The 22694-nt window shown below is 38.9% G+C and carries 21 protein-coding genes; 11 read left to right on the forward strand and 10 right to left on the reverse strand.

The window, feature by feature from the left end; genetic code table 11:
• Positions 1-13: 13 nt before the first annotated feature.
• Positions 14-1816 carry a family 16 glycoside hydrolase gene (locus tag ESB04_RS04180; protein WP_164969589.1) on the reverse strand — a complete coding sequence of 601 codons (1803 nt, stop codon included), beginning with the start codon at positions 1814-1816 and terminating at the stop codon, positions 14-16.
• 156 nt (positions 1817-1972) lie between these two features.
• Between ESB04_RS04180 and ESB04_RS04185 the strand changes: the two genes are divergently transcribed.
• The 7 genes from ESB04_RS04185 (at position 1973) to ESB04_RS04215 (ending at position 8222) form a co-directional block, all read left to right on the forward strand.
• On the forward strand, positions 1973-3028 hold the full coding sequence (locus ESB04_RS04185) for a sensor histidine kinase (protein ID WP_129026466.1): 1056 nt from the start codon (positions 1973-1975) through the stop codon (positions 3026-3028).
• 2 nt (positions 3029-3030) lie between these two features.
• Complete coding sequence (locus ESB04_RS04190; RefSeq protein ID WP_164969590.1) at positions 3031-3798, forward strand: LytR/AlgR family response regulator transcription factor; 768 nt, start codon at positions 3031-3033, stop codon at positions 3796-3798.
• Positions 3799-3882: 84 nt separating this feature from the next.
• On the forward strand, positions 3883-5385 hold the full coding sequence (locus ESB04_RS04195) for a lipopolysaccharide biosynthesis protein (RefSeq protein WP_129026467.1): 1503 nt from the start codon (positions 3883-3885) through the stop codon (positions 5383-5385).
• A gap of 14 nt (positions 5386-5399) precedes the next feature.
• Positions 5400-5729 (forward strand): hypothetical protein, encoded by a 330-nt coding sequence (locus ESB04_RS04200; RefSeq protein ID WP_129026468.1) that lies wholly within the window; start codon positions 5400-5402, stop codon positions 5727-5729.
• Positions 5726-6016 (forward strand): cell division protein ZapA, encoded by a 291-nt coding sequence (locus ESB04_RS04205; RefSeq protein ID WP_129026469.1) that lies wholly within the window; start codon positions 5726-5728, stop codon positions 6014-6016. The genes ESB04_RS04200 and ESB04_RS04205 overlap by 4 nt, the downstream gene beginning before the upstream one ends.
• Positions 6017-6074: 58 nt before the next feature.
• The gene (rny, locus tag ESB04_RS04210; RefSeq protein WP_129026470.1) at positions 6075-7652 is read left to right on the forward strand and encodes a ribonuclease Y; all 1578 of its coding nucleotides are present in this window, start codon (positions 6075-6077) and stop codon (positions 7650-7652) included.
• 141 nt (positions 7653-7793) lie between these two features.
• Positions 7794-8222: a GNAT family N-acetyltransferase gene (locus tag ESB04_RS04215; protein ID WP_129026471.1), complete on the forward strand. Its 429-nt coding sequence runs from the start codon at positions 7794-7796 to the stop codon at positions 8220-8222.
• Positions 8223-8297: 75 nt separating this feature from the next.
• On the opposite strand, the gene bioB is transcribed toward ESB04_RS04215, so the two are convergent.
• From bioB to ESB04_RS04230, 3 genes are all read right to left on the reverse strand, one after another.
• A complete protein-coding gene (gene bioB, locus ESB04_RS04220) occupies positions 8298-9317 on the reverse strand; it encodes a biotin synthase BioB (protein WP_129026472.1) in 1020 nt (339 codons plus the stop codon).
• 49 nt (positions 9318-9366) lie between these two features.
• Positions 9367-11142, reverse strand: coding sequence for a signal peptide peptidase SppA (sppA, locus tag ESB04_RS04225; protein ID WP_164969591.1), 1776 nt, complete (start codon positions 11140-11142; stop codon positions 9367-9369).
• Between the two features lie 96 nt (positions 11143-11238).
• Positions 11239-11856 carry an inorganic pyrophosphatase gene (locus ESB04_RS04230; protein WP_129026474.1) on the reverse strand — a complete coding sequence of 206 codons (618 nt, stop codon included), beginning with the start codon at positions 11854-11856 and terminating at the stop codon, positions 11239-11241.
• Between the two features lie 155 nt (positions 11857-12011).
• On the opposite strand from ESB04_RS04230, the gene def reads away from it, so the two are divergent.
• From def to ESB04_RS04245, 3 genes are all read left to right on the forward strand, one after another.
• Entirely contained in the window at positions 12012-12584 is a 573-nt protein-coding gene (gene def, locus ESB04_RS04235) for a peptide deformylase (RefSeq protein ID WP_129026475.1), read from the forward strand.
• A 6-nt stretch (positions 12585-12590) separates the two neighbouring features.
• Positions 12591-15026, forward strand: a complete 2436-nt coding sequence (gene pheT / locus ESB04_RS04240; RefSeq protein ID WP_129026476.1) for a phenylalanine--tRNA ligase subunit beta — start codon at positions 12591-12593, stop codon at positions 15024-15026.
• A 157-nt stretch (positions 15027-15183) separates the two neighbouring features.
• A complete protein-coding gene (locus ESB04_RS04245) occupies positions 15184-15591 on the forward strand; it encodes a hypothetical protein (RefSeq protein WP_129026477.1) in 408 nt (135 codons plus the stop codon).
• 52 nt (positions 15592-15643) lie between these two features.
• Here ESB04_RS04245 and ffh read toward each other — a convergent pair whose 3' ends face one another.
• Together ffh and purU are read right to left on the reverse strand one after the other, a co-directional pair.
• Positions 15644-16978 (reverse strand): signal recognition particle protein, encoded by a 1335-nt coding sequence (gene ffh / locus ESB04_RS04250; protein ID WP_129026478.1) that lies wholly within the window; start codon positions 16976-16978, stop codon positions 15644-15646.
• A 53-nt stretch (positions 16979-17031) separates the two neighbouring features.
• Complete coding sequence (gene purU, locus ESB04_RS04255) at positions 17032-17865, reverse strand: formyltetrahydrofolate deformylase (RefSeq protein ID WP_129026479.1); 834 nt, start codon at positions 17863-17865, stop codon at positions 17032-17034.
• Between the two features lie 136 nt (positions 17866-18001).
• Between purU and ESB04_RS04260 the strand changes: the two genes are divergently transcribed.
• Complete coding sequence (locus tag ESB04_RS04260) at positions 18002-19234, forward strand: isocitrate dehydrogenase (NADP(+)) (protein WP_129026480.1); 1233 nt, start codon at positions 18002-18004, stop codon at positions 19232-19234.
• Between the two features lie 84 nt (positions 19235-19318).
• On the opposite strand, the gene ESB04_RS04265 is transcribed toward ESB04_RS04260, so the two are convergent.
• The 4 genes from ESB04_RS04265 to rpsF form a co-directional block, all read right to left on the reverse strand.
• On the reverse strand, positions 19319-21451 hold the full coding sequence (locus ESB04_RS04265; protein ID WP_129026481.1) for a sialate O-acetylesterase: 2133 nt from the start codon (positions 21449-21451) through the stop codon (positions 19319-19321).
• 118 nt (positions 21452-21569) lie between these two features.
• Positions 21570-22013, reverse strand: a complete 444-nt coding sequence (gene rplI / locus ESB04_RS04270) for a 50S ribosomal protein L9 (protein ID WP_129026482.1) — start codon at positions 22011-22013, stop codon at positions 21570-21572.
• A gap of 37 nt (positions 22014-22050) precedes the next feature.
• On the reverse strand, positions 22051-22302 hold the full coding sequence (rpsR, locus tag ESB04_RS04275; protein WP_129026483.1) for a 30S ribosomal protein S18: 252 nt from the start codon (positions 22300-22302) through the stop codon (positions 22051-22053).
• 1 nt (position 22303) lies between these two features.
• Entirely contained in the window at positions 22304-22666 is a 363-nt protein-coding gene (gene rpsF / locus ESB04_RS04280; protein WP_129026484.1) for a 30S ribosomal protein S6, read from the reverse strand.
• Positions 22667-22694: the final 28 nt, after the last annotated feature.

Genomic DNA, 22694 nt, shown 5'->3' on the forward strand with positions numbered 1-22694 from the left:
ATTTAAATTAGGTTTACCAGATCACTTGATATGAGATACTATTTCCTTGCACTGGAATTCGCGCTTGCTGCCTTCCGTTTTCCAACCGTTGGATAGACTCCATAGGACCATTCCATTGAATGAAGTAATGTTGACTATCCACCGCTAACAATCCTGATTGAATTTTTTCTATGCTATTGCTCGTTGTCAACACTAAGTCCAAAGCTGGATTTGTCCCTTGAGTTGATTTCCAGGACAATGTTCTCGTCCAACCTGTGCCAGAAGCATTAGGCACCCAAGTATCTTCTAATAAAAGGTCATTCCATTGGTACATGTAAATAGGTCTACCCTGCAGAATACGATAACCCTTATAAACCCATGAAGCCTGGTTTATAGAATCTGGTTGCGCTTGACCTGAGGGTACCAATGGGAATTTACCGTCTAAAACTTGATTTAAACCCATAGGCTCTGCCGTCTGTGGCTCACCACGGTTCTCCCACATTTGAGTGGCATTAAGAAACTTACCTCTCCAAACTTGTAAAATACTTCCCTGATTTAAATCATAGCTATAATGCACTCCAGCAGGATCTCCTACATGAATCACGTGAGTCTTTTTAGTTCCTTGATGAAAAGCAAATGAACGCTGAAAAACGGGTTCTGCATCTGCCTTTACCTCAATTAAACCTACTGCTTCTTGGTCTGGCAAAGAGGTTCTAGCATGCAATGCGACCACATGCGATCCTATCCGTTTAACAAATAATCCCAAGGCTCGATTTCCCCAGGAAAAGTCCTTGCTAAAACTCAATTTAAAAGAATGCTTTCCGGCTGTTAAGTTCATCGACTTGCTCACTCGATCAGAATACCAATAATCTCCTTGATTCAATGCCTGGCCATCCACTTCCAAACGTCCCTTCCCTGTCCATTGGCTAATAAATTCATAGGTATCCGTTTCTGGAACATGTAATTGTCCCTCATAAACTAAAAGAAAATCTTTTTGTACCTTAATGATTTTTCCTGTTATCTCACTGGCTTTGCCTTTAAGTAAAGCTGTGGCATTATTGGCCTGAAGATTCGTAAATGCGCCTTCATAATAACTATAATTCAAATCACTTATGCTTACCGATGGCTTTTCATAAGTTTCATATTTGATATTTTTAAAGGCAATAGGACCGTGATCACCTTGGATAATGATGGGACCTAAAGCTGCCTCTTTATCGAATAATGCCCCTCTTGTCATACCAGAAACTTCGATATTCTCCTGGATTAAAACTCCATTCAAAATCACTTTTTTAAAGATTGCATTTTGAATCTTTTTGCCAGTAGCATCAAATCTCGGCGATTGGAATTCTATTTCAATCGTTTGCCATAAGCCTGGAGCTTTACAAGCATTTTGTCTAGGGGCATAACCCTCATAGCCTTCATTTCCCTTTCCTCGGGTATCATCCCAGCGCTCATATATTCCACCACAATCTCCAAATTTCATGCGCTGTTTTTTCGCATAAGAATCAAATAATTGTACTTCATATCGACCTTGTAGATAGATCCCGGAGTTTGCGCCTTTGGGCAACATAAAATCTAGCATCAAGCGAATATCTCCATGGTTTAATTTGAATTTTAAATCATCTGAACGCTTGTACTTACCATTTCTAAGCGTATTTACCAATATTCCTTTTCCTGGCGAAACCTGAAAAGAAGTATCCGAACTACTGGCTATAACGGATTGTTCAACAGTCCAATTAGTACTCGGATGATCAAATGCACTTAAATCATGGAGGGCTATTTCCTGCTGAGCCCAAGCTAAACCGGGCCATAACAAGAAGAGTAAGAGTTTTTTCATTTTAAACATTAGGTTTGGGTAATCTTGGGGTTGAAAATTTATTTCTACCAAAAAATCAATTGGCAACTTCATCGGCACAATTGGGAATATGGTAGAAAATTTATGAGAAATATAAGAATTTATAAGTTAATTTGAAGACCATGTACCCTAAAAACAATGCCAAATAAAAACATTCGATTCAAACCCATCTTGCTTCATGTCATCTTCTGGACATGTTTTTTGGCTTTGCCTTATTGGATGCGCCCTAGTCCCAACACTACAGACCCTCAGGCCTTACAGCGATACAATTCTTGGACCTTATTTTTTGTAGCTTTCGCTTTTACTAATATGCCGTTTTTCTATTTGAATACGGAAATCCTAATTCCAAAAATATTAAAGAAAAGGGGAATCATCTTATATTTAATTTTGCTTTCCATTGCCATCCCTGGTATGATTTGGGTGTATTATCAACTACAAGAATTAATCATTATTTCAGATCATGTAAAAGGTAGTCGAGGAGGTGGATTTAGAAGGGGGCCATTCATGGGTACCATATTCCAGCTTTTATTCATCATTGCCATCGGGGTTTCCTATCGATTCCTTTCTGATAATTTAAAAGAAAAGGAAATTCAAAAAGAAGAAGAAAATGAGCGATTAAAATCGGAACTATCATTTTTGAGATCTCAAATCAGTCCACATTTCATGTTCAATGTGTTGAATAGCATCGTTTCCTTATCTCGTAGAAAACCAGAAATGGTGGAATCTGTAGTGATTAAATTGTCCGAATTAATGCGCTACATGATTTATGAAACTACTGATGCGAAAGTGGCCATCAGCAAGGAAATGATTTACTTGGAAAACTACATTGAACTACAAAAAATACGTTTTGGGAATGACATTGAAATTACCTTCAACCACCGATTATCTGACACTCCCAATTCCATTGAACCGATGTTATTAATCCCTTTCGTGGAAAATGCTTTCAAGCATGGTGTAGGTATGGTACTCAATCCCATTATTGAGATTACACTCTTGGATGACCGCGAAAAATTGTATTTTGGTGTTCGTAATAAAGTAAGCTCTCAAGTCAGTGAGAAAAAAGATGATAGTTCAGGAATCGGTTTAGCCAATGTAAAACGCCGATTAGAATTACTTTATCCTGATCAGCATCAACTAAAGATTACGGAAGAGGGAGAATACTACCAAATAGAATTAGAAATCCATCATACCTAGTTATGTCAGAAGAGGAATCAAACGAAAAATTTGCTGAAGTTCCATCCACCATTTTGCGTTGTATAGCAGTGGACGATGAAAGTCTGGCTCTCGACTTATTGGAAGATAATATCGCTAAAATTCCATTTCTAAAATTGGAGGCTCGTTGCCGTAATGCATTTGAAGCCATGGATTATTTGCAAAAATTTCCCGTTGATTTGATTTTTTTGGACATTCAAATGCCAGGATTGACAGGTGTACAGTTTTTGGAAGGCATGACCCAAAAACCCATGGTAATTTTTGTTACTGCCTACCAGCAATATGCCATAGAGGGATTCAATTTAGATGTGGTGGATTATGTATTGAAACCCATTTCTTTTGAACGCTTTCTTAAAGCCACAAATAAGGCTTTGGACTTCTATAAAAGCAAGAAATCATTAGGATTAAATACGGCAGATAGTACTAAATTAGAATACATTTTTATACATGCCGATTATTCCTTAATGAAAATCATGCTGGATGATATCCTGTATATAGAGGGCTTAAAAGACTACATCAAAATACATTTGAAAACTCAAAAATTCCCAGTAGTTTGTCGGATGACCATGAAGTCCATAGAGGAAAAACTACCTTCAAGCGATTTCCTCCGAATCCATAAATCCTTCATCGTTTCCTTAAAAAAAGTGGAATCCATTCGAAATCAAAAAATAAAAATCGGTGAAAATCATATCCCTTTAAGTGAAAATTACGCGGAGCATTTTTACCAAACTATAGGCTATCAAAAACAATAGCACTTTGACCATGGTCATTTTCTGAGCGGAGTAAACCGGGATCCTCAGAAAAAATGTAACTTTGGTTTTTGGTAACATCAACCTATGTCCATACTCAAAAAATTAGCTGGCGAAACGCTTTCCTATGGATTCAGTACTATCCTGGGGCGCTCCCTCAACTTTTTATTGGTATTCGTACACACTTGGGCATTTTTACCAGCAGAGTTAGGTATCAATGTAAAGCTATATGGTTACATGGCCATTGCCAATATTATATATACCTATGGCATGGAAACCGCCTATTTCCGCTTTGCCAAAGAGGCACATCAAAAGTATTACAACATCATCCTTTCTGCTATTATTCTAAGTTCTGGCCTGTTTACCTTGATTTTGTTTCTATTTTCAGACCCCTTGATGGCACAGCTGGGTTATGCAGGGAAAGGCGTATTTTTGAAGTGGTTGGCTTTGATTTTGGCTATTGATGCCATCACAGCCATTCCTTTTGCTCGTTTACGACTGGAACAAAAAATCAAAAAATTTGTCTTGGCAAAAATCATTTCCATCTTGATTAATGTTGGCCTCAATTTGTTTTTCCTTGTGGGATTAAAACCGCTACATGATGGCCTTTGGGGAGCTAATTGGCCTCATTTCCTTCATGATTTATACGATCCTTCCATTGGAGCGGGTTACATTTTTTTAGCCAACTTATTAGCCAATGCTAGTTTGTTTTATTGGCTAGGTGCTGAATTCAAATCCTTCCAATGGGAATGGAGTTGGGCGGAATTTAAATCACTTTGGATTTACTCCTACCCCATAATGTTCATGAGTTTGGCCGCCATGTTTAATGTAATGTTTGATCGATTATTATTAGAAGAATATTTACCAGAAGGGTTTTACCCAGGTCAAAGTTCCCAAGATGCTTTGGGTATCTATGGCAATTGCTACAAGCTTTCGGTATTTATGAGTTTGGCGATTCAAGCATTCAAATATTCAGCAGAGCCCTTTTTCTTAGGACAAAAGAATAGCAGTAACAGTAAGGAAAATTTAGCCTTGGTAACTCATTGGTTTGTCATTGTATGTACCTTTCTTTGGGTAGGTGTTTCTTCTAATTTATTTTGGATTCAACAATTATTTTTGAAGAGAGCAATCTATTGGGAGGGTATCGGTGTAGTTCCCATTTTATTGTTAGCCAACCTCCTTTTGGGAATTTATTACACTCAGTCTGTCTGGTTTAAGCAAACCAATAAAACCTATATGGGCACTATAATTACTCTGGTAGGACTAACTGTTACGATATTGGGGAATATCATTTGGATACCCGTATACGGATACATGGCTTGTGCATGGTCGTTTCTCTTGTCGAGCGCTATCATGACCTTAATGTGTTATTGGGGCGGACAAATTTATGACCCAACCCCCTACCGATGGAAAGAGATGCTCTTATACTTAGTGCTAGGGGCTTTAGCGATCATTTCTGGACGATTATTGGTGGATATACGAATTCCTAAACTACTTAGTCAGAATGTGGGCTTATTGTTGCTTTTGCTATTTATGATGCTCAAAGAATTAGACTGGAAAGGCGGAAAACCCAGTATTAAAATCAATTAATATTCTCCTACCTCATGAAGCAGGACATTAAAATGCAGTACTTGAGCCTCCGACTAAAAATTAGTCAGATGTTAACTCGTTTGCAGGAAAATGAAGGCACGATTCATGATTTACAAAGGCAATTACAGACTGCTCAGGAAAAGTTAGATTGTAAAACAGAAGAGCTAGCTAAGGCCCAACGTCGCCTAAAAGAATTGGAGAAAAACTTTAAAAAATCAGATAAAATTGTTAAAATTGTAGTTAATACAGATAACACAGCGGTCCCGACTGCTGAATTGAAGGAAAAGTTAGAAGAATATATCGTAAAAATAGATCAGTGTATTGAGCAATTGCGTCAACCATGAGCCAAAACCTACCGTGTAATCTTATTTTGGGTATTCAAACCATCGCCATGAAGGTTGATCCATTGGAAGAGGCATGTGTACGAAACGCAGCCAATTTGGTTAACAAATTAGTAAAATACTATGAACAACAGACCAATAGTTCAGACCCCAATGCTGTCATGGCTTTGGTTGCTTTGGATTTAGCCATGTGTGGCTTAAAATTTGATGAACAGCAGCGTTCATTAGAATCCAAGGTACTGAATGAAAACAAGCAATTGTTAGAATTGACTGATTTTTACGCCTTGTAATCCCACTTTTTCTTGATTCAGTCAGAACGGAGCCAACGTATAAAAAACCAAAGGTTCCATGATATTAGAAATAATGATAGCCATCGTCTGTTTAGCAGGTGGCGTATTTACTGGAAAAGTTTTCTTTTCTAAAGTGAATAAAAACATAGAGGAAGATGCCAAAAGGAAGGCGGATGATATCCTCAAAAATGCAGAAATCGCTGCAGAAAATCTCAAAAAAGACCGTATGTTGGAAGCCAAGGAAAATTTCCTTCGCTTAAGAGCTGAATTTGAGGAAGATACTCAGGGTAAAAAAGCTATTTTGGTTGAAAATGAGCAAAAATTGCGTGAAAAAGAGCGTCAATTAAATCAACAACAAGAACAACAAAGACAAGCAGAGCAGGAATTGAATTCTCAAAAACAAAGTTTGCAATCCAAAGAAGACAATTACCGCAAAAAACTAGAGGATGTTGAGAAAAAACGTCAAGAGGCCGAGGCCATGTTGGCCACACAAATCAGTCAGCTCGAAAAAATTGCTGGGCTTTCTGCGGATGAGGCTCGTCAACAAATCATGGATGCTTTAAAAGCGGAAGCTGAAAGTAAAGCAAGTTCATTGGTAAAACAAGCGATAGAAGAAGCGAAATTAACCGCTACCAAGGAAGCCAAAAAAGTGGTTATTGAAACTATCCAACGAACTGCGGCAGAGAATGCCATTGAAAACTGCGTATCAGTATTCAATATTGAATCAGACGATGTCAAAGGAAAAATCATTGGTCGTGAAGGTAGAAATATCCGTGCGCTGGAAGCCGCTACTGGAGTTGAATTCATAGTAGATGATACTCCAGAAGCCATCATTATTTCTGGTTTTGATCCTGTTAGAAGAGAGATTGCCCGTTTATCCTTACACCGTTTGGTACAGGACGGACGTATCCACCCAGCTCGAATTGAAGAGGTGGTCAACAAAACCAAGAAAAATATTGAAGATGAAATTATAGAAATCGGAGAAAAGACGGTCATTGATTTAGGCATTCATGGATTACACCCTGAGTTAATCAAGATGATTGGTCGTATGCGTTTCAGATCTTCATATGGTCAAAACCTTTTACAACACTCCCGTGAGGTAGCAAAACTTTGTGCTACCATGGCAGCTGAACTAGGATTAAATGCTAAGTTGGCCAAGCGTGCTGGTTTATTGCACGATATTGGTAAAGTTTGGCATGAGGAGCCGGAGTTACCACACGCTTTATTGGGTATGGAACTGGCTCAAAAATACAAGGAACATCCTGAGGTATGTAATGCCATCGGTGCTCACCACGATGAGATTGAGATGACTTCAATGATCTCCCCTATCATCCAAGTTTGCGATGCCATTTCTGGCTCTAGACCAGGAGCTAGACGTGAGATGATGGAGTCTTACATGAAGCGCTTACGTGATTTAGAAGCACTAGCTACTTCATTTGATGGTGTACAAAAATGCTATGCCATCCAAGCTGGACGTGAGTTACGAATCATGGTGGATTCAGAAAGTGTAACTGATGAAAAAGCATCCAATTTATCTTTCGATATCTCACAAAAAATTGAGAAAGAAATGCAATATCCAGGTCAGATTAAAGTTACGGTAATTCGCGAAATGCGTGCCGTGAATTTCGCTAAATAATCTAGAACTTGATTATTTGAAAGAGTTATCAAGTAGTAGAAACTTACAGTGGCTAGAATCAGCTATTTTCACTAAATTTTCCAACGCTGTCAAGGTTTAAAACCTTGACAGCGTTACATTTTTCACCACAATCATATTTTCATGGAAATCCGTAGTCCAGAGAATCCAGAGGAATGGGAAGCCTATTTTCAGCTTCGTTTCACGGTTCTACGCGAACCTTGGAATCAACCAGCTGGTTCAGAACACTTAGCTGACGATTCCGAGGCCATCCATGTCATGGCTATTGAAAATAAACAGGTAATAGGAGCTGCACGAATGCATCAATCCAAGGCTGGACAGGGACAAGTAAGATGTGTGGCTGTAGATGAAGCCCACCAAGGGCGAGGAATAGGAAAATTACTAATGCAAAACCTAGAACAGCAAGCGAAAGCACTATACTGGAAAGAAATTATATTAGAGGCTAGAGAAAATGCAGTCCCTTTTTATCAAAGTTTAGGATACCGCATCGAAAAAGAATCCTATCTTTTATTTGGTAGCATTCAGCATTTTACCATGAAAAAAAAACTATAAACTAGTGCTAGACACACCCCTATAAAAATAAATGGGCAGAGATAAATCTCTGCCCATTTAAGCTTTAAAGATAGATTAATGCTTATGTTCTAGCCCCTGTGCACTAGGAATTTGATTGAATTCAATACCTTGCTTTTTAGCATCCTTAAATGCCTCTTTAGGCTTAATATTCAATATTTGAAATAACTCAGCATCCGATTTAGCATCTGGATTAGGCGTAGTTAACAACACATCTCCTGAAAAAATCGAATTCGCACCCGCCATAAAACAAAAGGCTTGACCTTCGTAATTTAATTCCAAACGACCTGCTGATAAACGCACTGCCGACTTAGGCATCATTATTCTGGCGGTAGCAATCACACGAACCAATTCCCAAACAGATGCTGTTTTTTGATTCTCAAATGGAGTTCCCTCAACAGGCACCAAATTGTTTACTGGCACAGACTCTGGATGCTCTGGCAAATTGGCTAGAGTCAATAACATGCCAATTCTATCATCCACACTTTCTCCCATACCAATAATTCCACCCGAGCAAACAGAAATATTTGCTTTCCGCACATTGCCTAAGGTCTCTAAACGATCATCATAGGTACGCGTGGAAACCACATCATCATAATATTCCTCACTCGTATCAATATTGTGATTATAGGCATACAAACCCGCCTCTTTAAGGCGCTCGGCTTGTTGCTCCGTCAACATACCAAGGGTACAACAAACCTCCATACCTAGGGAGTTAACCCCCTTCACCATATCCAAGACTTTATCAAAATCAGAATTATCGCGTACCTCTCTCCAAGCTGCACCCATACAAAATCGAGAACTTCCATTTTCTTTGGCTCTCAATGCTGCTTCTATTACCTCTTGATAAGGTAATAATTTATGAACCTTCACATTGGTATGATATCTAGCTGCTTGAGAACAATAGGAACAATCTTCTGGACAACCACCTGTTTTAATGGACAACAAAGTGCTGATTTGTACCTCATTGGGATCATGGTATTGACGATGTACCGTGGCAGCTTGATAAACCAAGTCTAAAAACGGTTGATTAAAAATCGCCTCCACCTCAGCACGAGTCCAATTATTACGAATCATATTTTAAATTTTTACCAAAGATACTTTGAAAATCTTTTACCACGAAACACTAATCCAATTCCATCATGTAAGGCATCATAGCCAAAAAGCCTTCTCTCTTTTTGATGCGGTCCAATTCAAAGATTGATTTAGCCCAAGGGATATTGGATTGGGCCCAACGTAATTCCATACTTTCAGAAGAGGTAGCTGATTCCAGAAGTGTATCAAAAAAAGACTTTGCCTTTGGGTAAACCGCTACTTTATAGTCACCATCTTTCAACTTAGATTTTTGAGCAGCTATGGCAATAGCCTTATCCAATCCTCCCAACTCATCTACTAATCCATTCTTTTGGGCTTGCTCCCCCGTCCAAACTCTTCCTCCCGCCAATGATTTTAATTTTTCAACCGACATTTTTCTGCCCTCAGCAGCCTTGGTCGTAAAACTCTCATAGCCCTTATTGACCATATTTTGAATAATCGACTTCTCGAAATCGGTTAATTGACCTGCAGAATTTAAAAAATGTGAATGCTCATGGGTACTCACATGATCTTGGGTAATACCAAGTTTATTTTTAAAGAAATTATCCAAATTTAACCATTGAGCAAATATGCCAATGGAACCAGTTATCGTAGTTGGCTGTGCCACAATCACATCTGCCCCCATAGCCATATAGTAACCCCCGGAAGCAGCATAATTAGACATAGAAGCAATGACAGGCTTCACTTTTTTGGCCAATAAAATCTCTCGCCACATAATATCCGATGCCAAAGATGATCCTCCTGGGGAATCAATTCGTAAAACAATAGCCTTTACAGAACTATTGTCCCTTAATTTCCTAAGTTCTTTTACAAAATCATCCGAGCCAATTGAGCCTTCTCCCCCTCTAGTACCAACAATTTCACCTTCTGCCACCAAAATAGCTATTTTCTTCGTTCCTTCTACCTCTGGGATGGGATTTTTTGCGTGTAAATAATCCGTTAATTTGACCAAAGATAATTTTTCTTTATCCCCAATCTTTATTGATTTTTTCAATAAGGACTCAAATTGATCCCAATAACCCAATTTCAACATACCTAGCTTTTCCGCTTTTTGAGGATTCATGGCTTGAAGACTATCCGCAATTCGATCCAATTTAGGAATGGACAAGCCCTTACTGAGGGATATTTTATTAAATACTACATGATTGATGGATCGAATAAATGATAAGGTTTGTTCCTTATTTTCAGGACTCATATCTTCTCGAATAAATGGCTCCACTGCCGACTTATACGTTCCCACGCGAAATACCAAAGGTTCGATTTCCAGTTTATCAAATGCCTTTTTGTAAAACATATATTGAACTGAAATACCATTAAAATCCAATAATCCTGATGGATTCAAGTAGACTTGATTGGCAACAGAAGCTAAATAATATGCCTTTTCTGAGTAAGAATTGGAATAGGCATAAACAAATTTCCCAGACTTCTTAAACTTCTCTAAAGCGTCCCTAATTTCAGACAGCTGGGCATATCCTGCCATTGGGAAGCTTATATCCAAATAGATACCTTTGATTTTATCGTCCACGCGAGCTCTCTCCAAGGCCGAAATGATTTGAATTAAACCTACCTTTTCGGTACTTGAAAAAAAAGGATTAGGTATTTCTGCGAAGGGATTATCCTCATCCGAGGCATTTTCTGCCATGGGGCGATTCAAGTCCAATTTCAAAATGGAGTTTTCCTTTACCTCATAAACGGAATCAGATGAACTCATAGCCGAACCCACTCCTACTAGTAAAATGATGCTTACTAGAAGAAACAAAAACATGCCAACTATGGTCGCTAGTGTGTATTTAACAAATTGCCACATATACATTTGAATTTACTTGCGAATTTGATGTCATTACTTAACAATCCATCACAAAATATGTTCAAAGGAAAATTCCAACAAACAACGGAGAAATGTCTATCCGAAATTTTTACGGTAATCTTCTCTTGATTGCTTAATCACTTCATGTGCCACTTCTCGGCCATATACATCGTCGATGTCCACTGCCAATGAACTCGTTTCCCCTGGCAACATTTTATAAGTCCAAAAATAATGCCTAATTCTTTGAACAATATCTTTGGGAGCCTCAGAAATATCTCTCCACTTACCGTAAATAGGATCATCTTTCAATACCGCAATGATCTTATCATCTGCTTCACCCTTATCAATCATACGTATTCCACCAATAGGAATGGCTTGACATAAAATATCGCCATGAGTAATAGCTCTCTCAGACAGGACACAAATATCTAATGGGTCACCGTCTCCTTGTAAAATTTCCTTTCCAGAATATTTCCTTGCTAACTCAGCAATGCCTTCCGCGCAATAAGTTTGAGGTAAAAAGCCGTATAAGGCAGGAACAATATTGGAAAACTTTTGAGGACGATCAATCTTCAAATAGCCTGTTTGCTTATCAATTTCATATTTAACGGTATCCGTAGGCACAATTTCAATAAAAGCCGTCACCAATTCTGGCATTTGATCTCCGATTTGAATTCCATGCCATGGGTGGGCTTTAAAGAAGTTTCTATTCATGATATTTTTCTGGGTTAAATTGCTACTCAGGTTTTAATCCTGCTAAATTACAAAAAATATACTGAAATCAGCCCTGCTAAGTCCTTTCTAAGCTCAGCCATTTAGCAAGCATTCCATTTAATTTAGTTAAATTCGTAGTTTGAATTCCATTGATTATGATTTATCCCATCATACCTTACGGTGATCCTGTCTTAAGGAAAGTGGCCAAGGACATTGAACCTGGCAGTATTGATTTAATCACCTTGGCAGATGATATGTTTGAAACCATGTATGCTGCTAGTGGTGTAGGATTAGCTGCACCTCAAATAGGTAAAGACATTCGATTGTTCGTCGTGGACGGCCGCCCTATGAATGAAGGTGAAGAGGATGAAGATATAGACACCTCGCTCATTGATTTTAAAAAGGTTTTTGTCAACCCTACTATCATCGAAGAAACCGGGGAAGAATGGGGATTTGAAGAAGGATGCCTTTCCATCCCTGGAATTCGAGGTGAAGTTTGGCGGCCAGAATATGTGAAAATTCATTATTTCACCGAGAATTGGGAAGAGAAAGAGGAGGTATTCGAAGGCCTTGCCGCTCGAATTATTCAACATGAATATGACCATATCGAAGGCATTCTATTCACCGATCATTTGAATGTGGTTAAAAAACGATTGATTAAAAATAAATTGACTGATATCACCCGCGGAAAAGTTTCTGTGGATTACAAAATGAAATTCCCTAGGTAATCAAATATGAAGATTTCAACTACTTGGCTTAAAGATTTTATTGATTTATCTCAACTTCCTCATCAAGGCAGCCCAGAAGAACTAGATGTATTATTAACCAATACGGGTCTAGAGGTGGAGGGCATTGAATCACACGACCAAATACCTGGCGGTTTAAAGGGCTTTGTGGTGGGCGAAGTGATGAGTTGTGAAAAATTCCAGGTGAAAGAAAAAACGTTAAGCGCTACTACCGTGGATGTCGGCCTGGAGGAATTATTACATATCGTATGTGGAGCAGCCAATGTGGCTCAAGGACAAAAGGTCATTGTGGCTACCCCAGGTACCACTTTATACGATAAAGAAGGAAAAGCGCTTTTTACCATCGAAAAACGCAAGGTATATGGACAGGCTTCCGAGGGAATGATTTGTGCTGAGGACGAAATTGGAATAGGAGATTCACATGATGGAATTTTAGTGCTTGATACGGACTTACCCAACGGCACTCCAGCCACTAAATACTTCAATATTCAATCGGATTTAGTATTAGAAATTGGTCTTACTCCTAACCGTGCCGATGCGGCTTCCCATTGGGGCGTAGCTAGGGACATTAGAGCAGTGAGTGGATTGTCCATCACATTACCTGATGTTTCTGCTTTCCAAGATGCGGAAGATAAATTACCTATCGAAGTCAAAATTGAGGATGATGGCTGCACCCGCTTTTGTGGCATCAGTTTAGATCAAGTGCAAGTAGGCCCTTCTCCGGAATGGTTAAAAGAACGCTTGCAAGCCATTGGTTTGCGTCCCATCAATAACATTGTCGACATCACAAATTTCATTTGTCATGGATTAGGTCAACCGATGCATGCTTATGATTGGGATCAAATCAAAGGACAACAATTGATCGTCAAAACCTTGGCCGCGGGCACTCCATTTACCACCTTGGATGGTGTAGAAAGAAAATTAGATGGGGAAGAAATCATGATCTGTGATGCCTCTGGGCCGATTGGTTTGGCTGGAATTATGGGTGGCGCGGGCTCGAGTATTCAAGATAGCACTCAAAAGGTATTTTTGGAAGTAGCCTATTTCAAACCCGAGCGCATCCGTAAATCATCACAAGTACATGGTTTAAAAACAGATGCCTCTTTCCGTTTTGAGCGTGGAACTGATATAGAGGCAAAATTATTGGCTTTGCAATACGCGACCATCTTGATTCAAGAATTAGCGGGGGGAAAGGTAGCCTCTCAATTAGTGGACTACTACCCGAACAAAGCTACCTTGGCATCCATCGATATGACTTATGAGCGAATTCATTCCATCATGGGAATAGAATTAGCTCCTTCGCGCATTCAAGAAATTTTGAAGGCATTGGATTTTGAAATTACTCATGTATCCGAACAAGGTTTTACTGCCTTGGCACCTGCCTATCGGGTAGATGTGACTCGTGAAGCGGATGTTATTGAAGAAATTTTGAGAATTCATGGCTTAGATAATATTCCTTTATCTGATCATCTTAGCGCGCATTTCATTTCTGAGTTTCCGGCTTTGGACAAAGAAAAAGTGCAAAAGGACCTTTCACTACAATTAGCGGCAAAAGGTTTTCAGGAGATTATCAGCAATTCCTTGACCAAAGCAGAATTTCATTCTTGGATTCAAAAGGATTTAAACTTTGAGACAGTAGAAATTTTAAATAAACTATCGGAAGATTTAGGGGTCATGCGCCAACACATGGTGTTCCATGGTTTAGAGGCTTTAGCTCATAATATCAACCGCCGTCAAAAAGATTTAAAATTGGTGGAGTTTGGGAAAACTTATCATAAAAAAGGCAACAAATACATAGAGAAGCGCCATGCAGCCCTCTATGCCACGGGTTTATGGCAAGGAGAAACCTGGGATGCCAGTCCTCAAAAAACTCAATTACACCACCTATATCAGGTTTGTCAAGCAGTGATGCAAAAACTGGGCAACAAGCCATTTGATACGGAGGCCATAGAAGGGTCTTCTGTCTTTGCCTATGGATTGCGTATTTCTGTCCAAAAGAAAGCCTGTTTAGAAATAGGCATGATTCAACCGCAATTGGCCGAGAAATTCGATGTCAAGCAAGATGTGTTTATGGCTGATTTCGATTGGGACTATTGGGTAAAACAGGAAAAATCAGATTTCGTCTATCAAGAAATACCAAAATTTCCTGAAGTACGTCGTGACCTCTCTTTGGTCTTAGACAAAGAAGTTAGCTTCCAGTCCATTCAAAGACTGGCGGATCAAACGGAAAAGAACATTTTGAAGCAAGTAGCCTTATTCGATGTCTATGAAGGTAAAAACTTGGGGGAAGGAAAGAAATCCTATTCCATCAGTTTCATTTTGCAGGATGAGAATCAGACCTTAACCGACAAGGTCATTGATGCTACCATGTCTCGATTCATCCAGCGCTTTGAGAAGGAATTAGGCGCCATTATTCGTAAATAAAATTCTTAATTGTCTTTAAAGTATAAGTTTACTGGTAATATTTTATCAGTAAACTTATATTTTCATACACTATTATCAGGCAATTATTTCATAATATTGCCCATAACTGCTTGATCTTTGCTGATATATCATGGGCAGTTTCGAAGCACTAATAGTTATGAATACCTTTGTCCATTTTCAACAAATACCTTTTTATTTTACCCATCTCATTCCAACAAAATTACAAGTAGATGGAAAAACATATCCTTTAAATGAAGATATCATAATCCATCATGACCCTGCAGTTCAGGGAGCTAATCAATTCAATCTAATTTACTGGGGTTTCATTCAATCGCAAGCCAGCTATTTATCTCTAGACGGCCAAGTATTACAGCTAAATGTGGTATTCATTAGAAATAAATTACCCGTGATTTCAATGAATGTATTCTTACTGGGTTTAGCATTATGGCATCGAACCAATATGCCTTGGATTATGGTCGCAACTATGACCATATTTCCGATTTCTTATTTGCTCGAAAGCATTATAAAATTCGTCAAAATCAGAAAATCCAGTTCTGTCTTATAAACAAAGAAAGAGGGCCAAAGCCCTCTTTCTTTTCTCAGCTTATAAAGCTTAATTATCTCTTCATGAAATTACCCATATTAGGCATTTTCATTTTTCCATCTTGCACCTTGTTCATCATGCGCATCATTTTACGCATATCTTCAAATTGCTTCAAAAGATTATTCACTTGTTGAATAGAAGTTCCTGAACCCGCCGCGATACGATTTTTACGAGATGGATTCAAGATATCCGGATTTTGGCGCTCTTTCAAGGTCATGGATTGAATGATTGCTTCAATGGGCTTAAAAGAATCATTCGAAATATCTACATCTTTGACGGCTTGGCCCATACCAGGTACCATACCCATCAAATCTTTGATATTTCCCATCTTCTTGATTTGCTGCAACTGCGTGTAGAAATCTTCAAAAGAGAAATTATTTTGACGAATCTTTTTATTTAAACGGGCAGCTTCATCCTCATCAAAGGCCTGTTGTGCGCGCTCCACCAAAGAAAGTACGTCACCCATGCCCAAGATACGATTAGCCATACGATCAGGATAAAACTGATCCAGAGCCTCCATTTTCTCACCCGTCGAGATGAATTTAATAGGTTTCTCTACAACCTGACGGATAGACAAAGCCGCACCTCCACGAGAATCACCATCCAATTTAGTTAAGACAACCCCATCAAAATCCAGGCGATCATTGAAGGTTTTGGCTGTATTCACCGCATCCTGACCCGTCATGGAATCCACTACAAATAAAATCTCTGTGGGTTTAATGGCGGCCTTAACCGCTGCTATTTCATTCATCATGGCCTCATCCACCGCCAAACGACCGGCGGTATCCACAATGACTACCTTCTTACCCATCTTACGAGCATAAGAAAGAGCATTTTCAGCTATGTTAACCGCATCTTTATTTTCTGGCTCTGCATAAACCTCTACTCCAACCTGCTCTCCCAAAACTTTCAATTGGTCAATCGCCGCTGGACGGTAAATATCACAAGCTACCAACAATACCTGACGACCTCCTTTTTTGATGTATTGAGCTAATTTACCAGAGAAAGTGGTCTTACCCGAACCTTGCAAACCCGCAATCAACACCACTGAAGGATCTCCTTTTAAATTGATATCCTGCTTTTGGCCTCCCATCAATTTGGTCAACTCTTCGTGCACAATCTTCACCAACAATTGACCTGGCTCCACTGAAATCAAAATCTTTTGACCCAAAGCCTGCTCTTTGATTCGATCAGTAATTTCCTTGGCTACTTTATAGTTCACGTCGGCATCCATCAAAGCTCTTCTGATTTCTTTGACGGTAGCAGCTACATTGACATCGGTAATTCGGCCATTTCCCTTGAGGGTACGCATGGCAGAATTCAACTTTGAACTTAAATTTTCAAACATAATGTGGAATCGATTAAAAAAGGGAGTGCAATTTACGCTTTTTCGAGCAAAATTTATTCAAATAAAATCGTCTTGTTTTGATGAATAAACACTCGATCCTCTAAAACTAAACGCAGAGCCTTGGCCAATACGATCTTTTCTACATCTTTTCCGGCCTTAGACATGTCCTTGGCTGAATAGGTATGATTGACGGGTACTACCTCTTGGCAGATAATTGGCCCTTCATCCAAATCATCCGTTACAAAATGGGCTGTAGCCCCAATAATTTTCACTCCTCGATTATAGGCTTGTTGATAGGGCCTTGCACCTATAAATGCTGGCAAAAAGGAATGATGAATATTTATTAATTTTCCCCTGTGCTTCAAGGAAAACTGAGGGGTTAAAATACGCATGTATTTCGCCAAAACTATCAAATCAGGTTGGTAAGTGGCAATTTGTTCATCCAATAATTCCTCATGCCTGTCCCTGGATAAACCTTCGGCAGAAATAAAATGAAAAGGGACTTGAAATTGAGCACAAAGGGGCGCCAAATCTTCGTGGTTACCAAGAACGGCTTCTACCTTAAAATTCAAATCTTGGTATTGATATTTAATCAATAACTCTCCGAGGCAATGATGTTCTTTCGTGACAAGTATCAGCACCCGCTTCTGCTTGGGTGAAATTATATCAACCTCGGCTTGGGCTGGGAGCATGTCTAAAAGCTGTCGTTGTATTTTTTCTACATCGCAAGTACCTGTAAAAGATATCCTCATAAAAAAACGATCGGAGTCCTCATCTACAAACTCATTTGTTTGAGTCACATTCACCATTTGTTCAAATAAAATCCCTGTGATCTTATGAACAAGGCCCTTCTCATCTCGGCAGGCAATTTTAATAATCGTTTCCATGAAAAAATTCTTCGTAAATTCTTCAAATTTAGGCTGAATTAATGGAGTAAAAAAGATTTAGTCCGTACCTTTGCAGGATTATCTGAAGCCTTACAGATAATTGTATGAACATAACATCCTTTATTTGATTTAAACAATGGAAAAAATTAAAGTAGCTAACCCAGTCGTAGAACTTGATGGGGACGAAATGACCCGAATCATTTGGAAATTCATCAAAGATAAATTGATCTTACCTTACCTAGATTTAGATATTAAATACTATGATTTAGGGGTAGAATACCGTGATGAAACCAATGATCAAGTAACGATAGAGGCTGCTGAAGCCATCAAAAAATATGGAGTTGGTATCAAATGTGCTACTATTACTCCGGACGAAGCTCGTGTAACTGAGTTTGGTTTAAAGCAAATGTGGAAATCACCTAATGGTACCATCCGTAATATCCTGGACGGAACCGTATTTAGAGAGCCTATCGTTTGTGCCAATGTACCTCGCTTAGTTCCTAATTGGACTGCTCCTATCATGATTGGTCGTCACGCATTTGGTGATCAATACCGTGCTACGGACTTCGTAACCAAAGGAAAAGGAAAATTAACTGTTACTTTCACTCCGGAGGATGGAGGTGATGCTCAAACTTTTGAAGTGTACAATTTCAAAGGTGATGGTGTAGCCTTAACGATGTACAATACAGACGAGTCTATCCGTGGTTTTGCTCACTCATGTTTCAACATGGCTTTGAGCAAGGGATGGCCTTTATACTTATCGACTAAAAACACCATTTTAAAGAAATACGATGGTCGTTTTAAAGATATATTTGAAGAAATTTATTTGGCTGATTACAAAGCGCAATTTGATGCCAAAGGCATCGTATATGAGCACCGTTTGATTGACGACATGGTGGCTTCTGCCTTGAAATGGAATGGAAATTTTGTTTGGGCATGTAAAAACTATGACGGAGATGTTCAGTCAGATACTGTTGCTCAAGGATTTGGTTCTTTAGGCTTAATGACTTCCGTGTTAATTACTCCAGACGGTAAAGTAATGGAAGCTGAGGCTGCCCACGGAACAGTGACTCGTCACTACCGTGATCACCAAGCAGGTAAACCCACTTCTACCAACCCTATCGCTTCTATCTTCGCATGGACTCGTGGTTTGGAATTCCGTGGTAAATTAGACAATAACCAAGCTTTAATTAATTTCTGCCAAACCTTAGAAAAGGTTTGTATTGAAACAGTGGAGTCTGGTAAAATGACTAAAGATTTAGCTGTTTGTATCCATGGAAATAAAGTTCAGCATGGAGAACACTACTTGTATACAGAAGAATTCTTGACCGCTTTAGATGAAAATTTAAAAGCTGCTCTAGGTAAATAATTCTTAGCATACTCATTAAAAAGCCCCTTAAATAAGGGGCTTTTTTGTGCTCTTGTATATCACCCAAATTGATCGATCGTCGGATTATTTAACGACTATCAGACTTTTGTTAAATACTTGTCCTTCCGACTTCAAGACAAGTTGATATTTACCCGAGTAGATTCCTGCTAAATTCAAATTAAAGGCCCCATCTTGACTGATTTTTCCTTGCAAGGCCAAACGACCGTCCCAATTGTACAATAAAAATTCTGCCCCAGCAAGACTGTTAATACATTCAATATTGACCTCGTTACTGGCAGGATTAGGGAAAATCGACATGCCACCATCAGCTGGTAAGGTATAATCAAACTCTGCTTTGGCACTGAGGCAAGTCAAGGTGTTCGTATATCGCTTAGAAAGGGTGAGCGCATATTTACCCGAAGACCTCACGCGCAACAAATTGGATTTCTCACCTAATGACACTCCATTTAACTCCCATTGGTAATTTATTTGAGGGTCTAACTGAGTAGTATTCAGTTTCAACATATATGGCCCAAAGGTCGTTATCGAAGCGACAGGCTGCGGGAAGGTTTGAACTTGAACTTTATTGGAATAATCAGAAATACAGCCATTGGCATCTGTAGTCTTTACCTGAAATGAACCAGTTGTCTTAATGGTCTGACTAAGTCCTTGGAAGCCATTGGACCAAGAATAATTTACACCACTTCCTAAAGCTTTTAACTCAACGGATTTGCCTTCACACATTAAAGTATCTCCTAACACAGAAATTCTAGGTTTAGCTGGAATTGGGAACGTATTCAAACTAAAATTAGGAACAGTAAACTGATTGCCTAAATCATCCTCTAAAATGGCAGAATAATCACCTGTACCAAGCAATTGATTTTTTAGCTGAGTTCCTATTTTAGCGGAGCTAGCATTTAACCAAGTTACCTTCTTGAAATTTGTTGATAAATCTACAGAAAGTTCATAGTTCGGAGAACAAGCAATTTGAATATTTGGCATTGCTTTTGGGATAATTGGAGTTTTAATAGCATCCAATTGTTTCGAGATTTTTTGATACCACAGGTCGGCTAAAGTCAGATAAGCACCTCGAGAAAAGTGAATACAATCTGATTTTCTAGGTATTTCAACATCTTCCGTATTAGGGCCCGAAAATAAAAAAGGAACACCACTAGTACTTACAACATCCTTCTGCGCTTGAACAATATCTGTCGACCACAGTGTGGGCGTACAGCTTCCGTCTGACAATTGAACAGAAACGGAAGAAGCTTCTGCAATTATCCAAGGTACGTCCATTCCCGTATGTTTTCGCAAGGTCGTGATGACTTCTAACAGGTAGTTTTTATAATCGGCGTAGCTTGTCTTATGAAAAGCATCATTTTCTCCTTGATGCCACAAAATCGCTCGAACACCATTCTTTTGTCCAAATACTTCCACCGCTCTCTTCAAATTGGCATAAGGAAATCCCTTGGGATAATAAATCTCTGGCGCCCACTGACTCGCCGTGAGTAGCCCACGTGAAGACTCCGCCCAATTTTTTATCCCCGTCCCTAACCAAGCTGTGTTGATAAAACAAACTGGAACATTGTATTTTTTAACCAGGGAATCTCCTAGAATAGGCCAATAAAAATTCGAAAGTCCCATAGGTCCTATGGTAACAGTAGAGTCAATCTTTCTGAATTCCGTCATGGGATAATCCAAACTATATTCTCCAATGTATTTATTATTGGTACTTGGATTATATTCTTTGAAATAATTGAAAAAATTGGCGGCAATTACCCGATCATCTGTGGCCTCGGTATCATTGGGTCTGCGAAATGTCCCCTCGGCATTGGACTGTCCTGAAATGATAAAATTTTCACCCACCCCTACGCGGGATAGGAGTGTACTATCTTTGACTTGTTGATTGACTAATGTCCTAACTAAGAGTTGGTACCAGCCCCCTTGGACCTTGATACTTCCTTGAAATAGTCCAGCCTTAGGCTTTGCATCCAATGTAAACCAATCCAATGGTTGACCTTGACCAGCCTCCACCGGAATTAGTTTAGCCTGAACCTGATCCACTGTTCCTGTATAGTTTCCTAAAACTGAAAATGTCGCTTCATTTAGATTATTTCTCTGAAAAACTTGCCGCAGGTGCGGATAGCTAATTTTAACTTGTGCCTGAGCAGTCTGAATGCACATGCCAATCAATAGTGCCAGTAAACTTTTCTTCATGAGGAATATTTTGTTTGCTAATTTAGGGATATAATCTAAATGCTAAAAGTCTATAAAAAAGAAAGTCGTACCAGAATAAACCTGATACGACTTCTTTTGAGTTTCAATCCAGAGTTTCTTATTCCGAAACTACTGAGAAAGTTACTTTATGCTTCACTTCTTTGTGTAAATCTAAGGTAGCAGAATAATCTCCGATAGTTTTTACTTCACTATCAAAAGAGATTTTCTTGCGATCTACATCAAAACCTTTTTCTTTCAACATTTCTGAAATCTGAAGGCTAGTAACACGACCGAAGATTTTACCACTATCACCTGTTTTAGCAACGATGGTTAAATTCAAATCGCCGATTGAAGCTGCTAAATCAGCTGCATCTTGACGAATCTTTTCCACTTTGTGAGCCGCTTGCTTGATGTTTTCAGCCAAGACCTTGCGGTTGGATGGTGTTGCCATCATGGCAAAACCTTGTGGAATTAGGTAATTACGACCGTAACCTGGTTTCACAACCACGACATCGTTCTTGTAGCCTAATCCAGCAATATCCGTTTTTAATATTATTTCCATTTTTATTTAAATCAAATGTTTTTAGGATGTAACTGGTTTATTTTAAACCGTCTGCTACATATGGCATTAAGGCCAAGTGACGAGATCTTTTTACCGCTTGCGCTACTTTACGTTGAAACTTCAACGAAGTACCAGTGATACGACGAGGCAAGATTTTTCCTTGCTCATTCACTAACTTTAATAAGTAATCTGGATTTTTATAATCAATGTATTTGATTCCCGATTTCTTAAATCGGCAATACTTTTTCCGATTACTATTTTTATCTACAGGTTCGTTTACAAGTGTCATCTTATGCTTCTGTTTTTTCTGGTTTTCTTCCTACTAAACCTTTTCTCTTTTTCTCATTGTACGCAACTGCGTGCTTGTCCAAGGCTAATGTTAAGAAGCGAATAACCTTCTCATCACGCTTGTATTCAATTTCAAGCTTAGCTATTAAAGCTGGTGCGGCTAAAAATTCAAAAATCTGGTAATAACCTGTGTGCTTGTTCTGAATTGGGTAAGCTAACTTACGTAAGCCCCATGCATCTTCGTGAACAATTTGTGCACCGTTATCTACCAACACTTTCTTGAATTTTTCAACGGCGTCCTTCGTCTGTTGCTCAGACAAAACGGGAGTTAAAATGAACACCGTTTCATAGTTTTTTAATTCCATAAAAAATTGTTGTTAGTAAAAAATTAAA

Source organism: Aquirufa rosea (genome assembly GCF_004118285.1).
GTDB lineage: Bacteria > Bacteroidota > Bacteroidia > Cytophagales > Spirosomataceae > Aquirufa > Aquirufa rosea.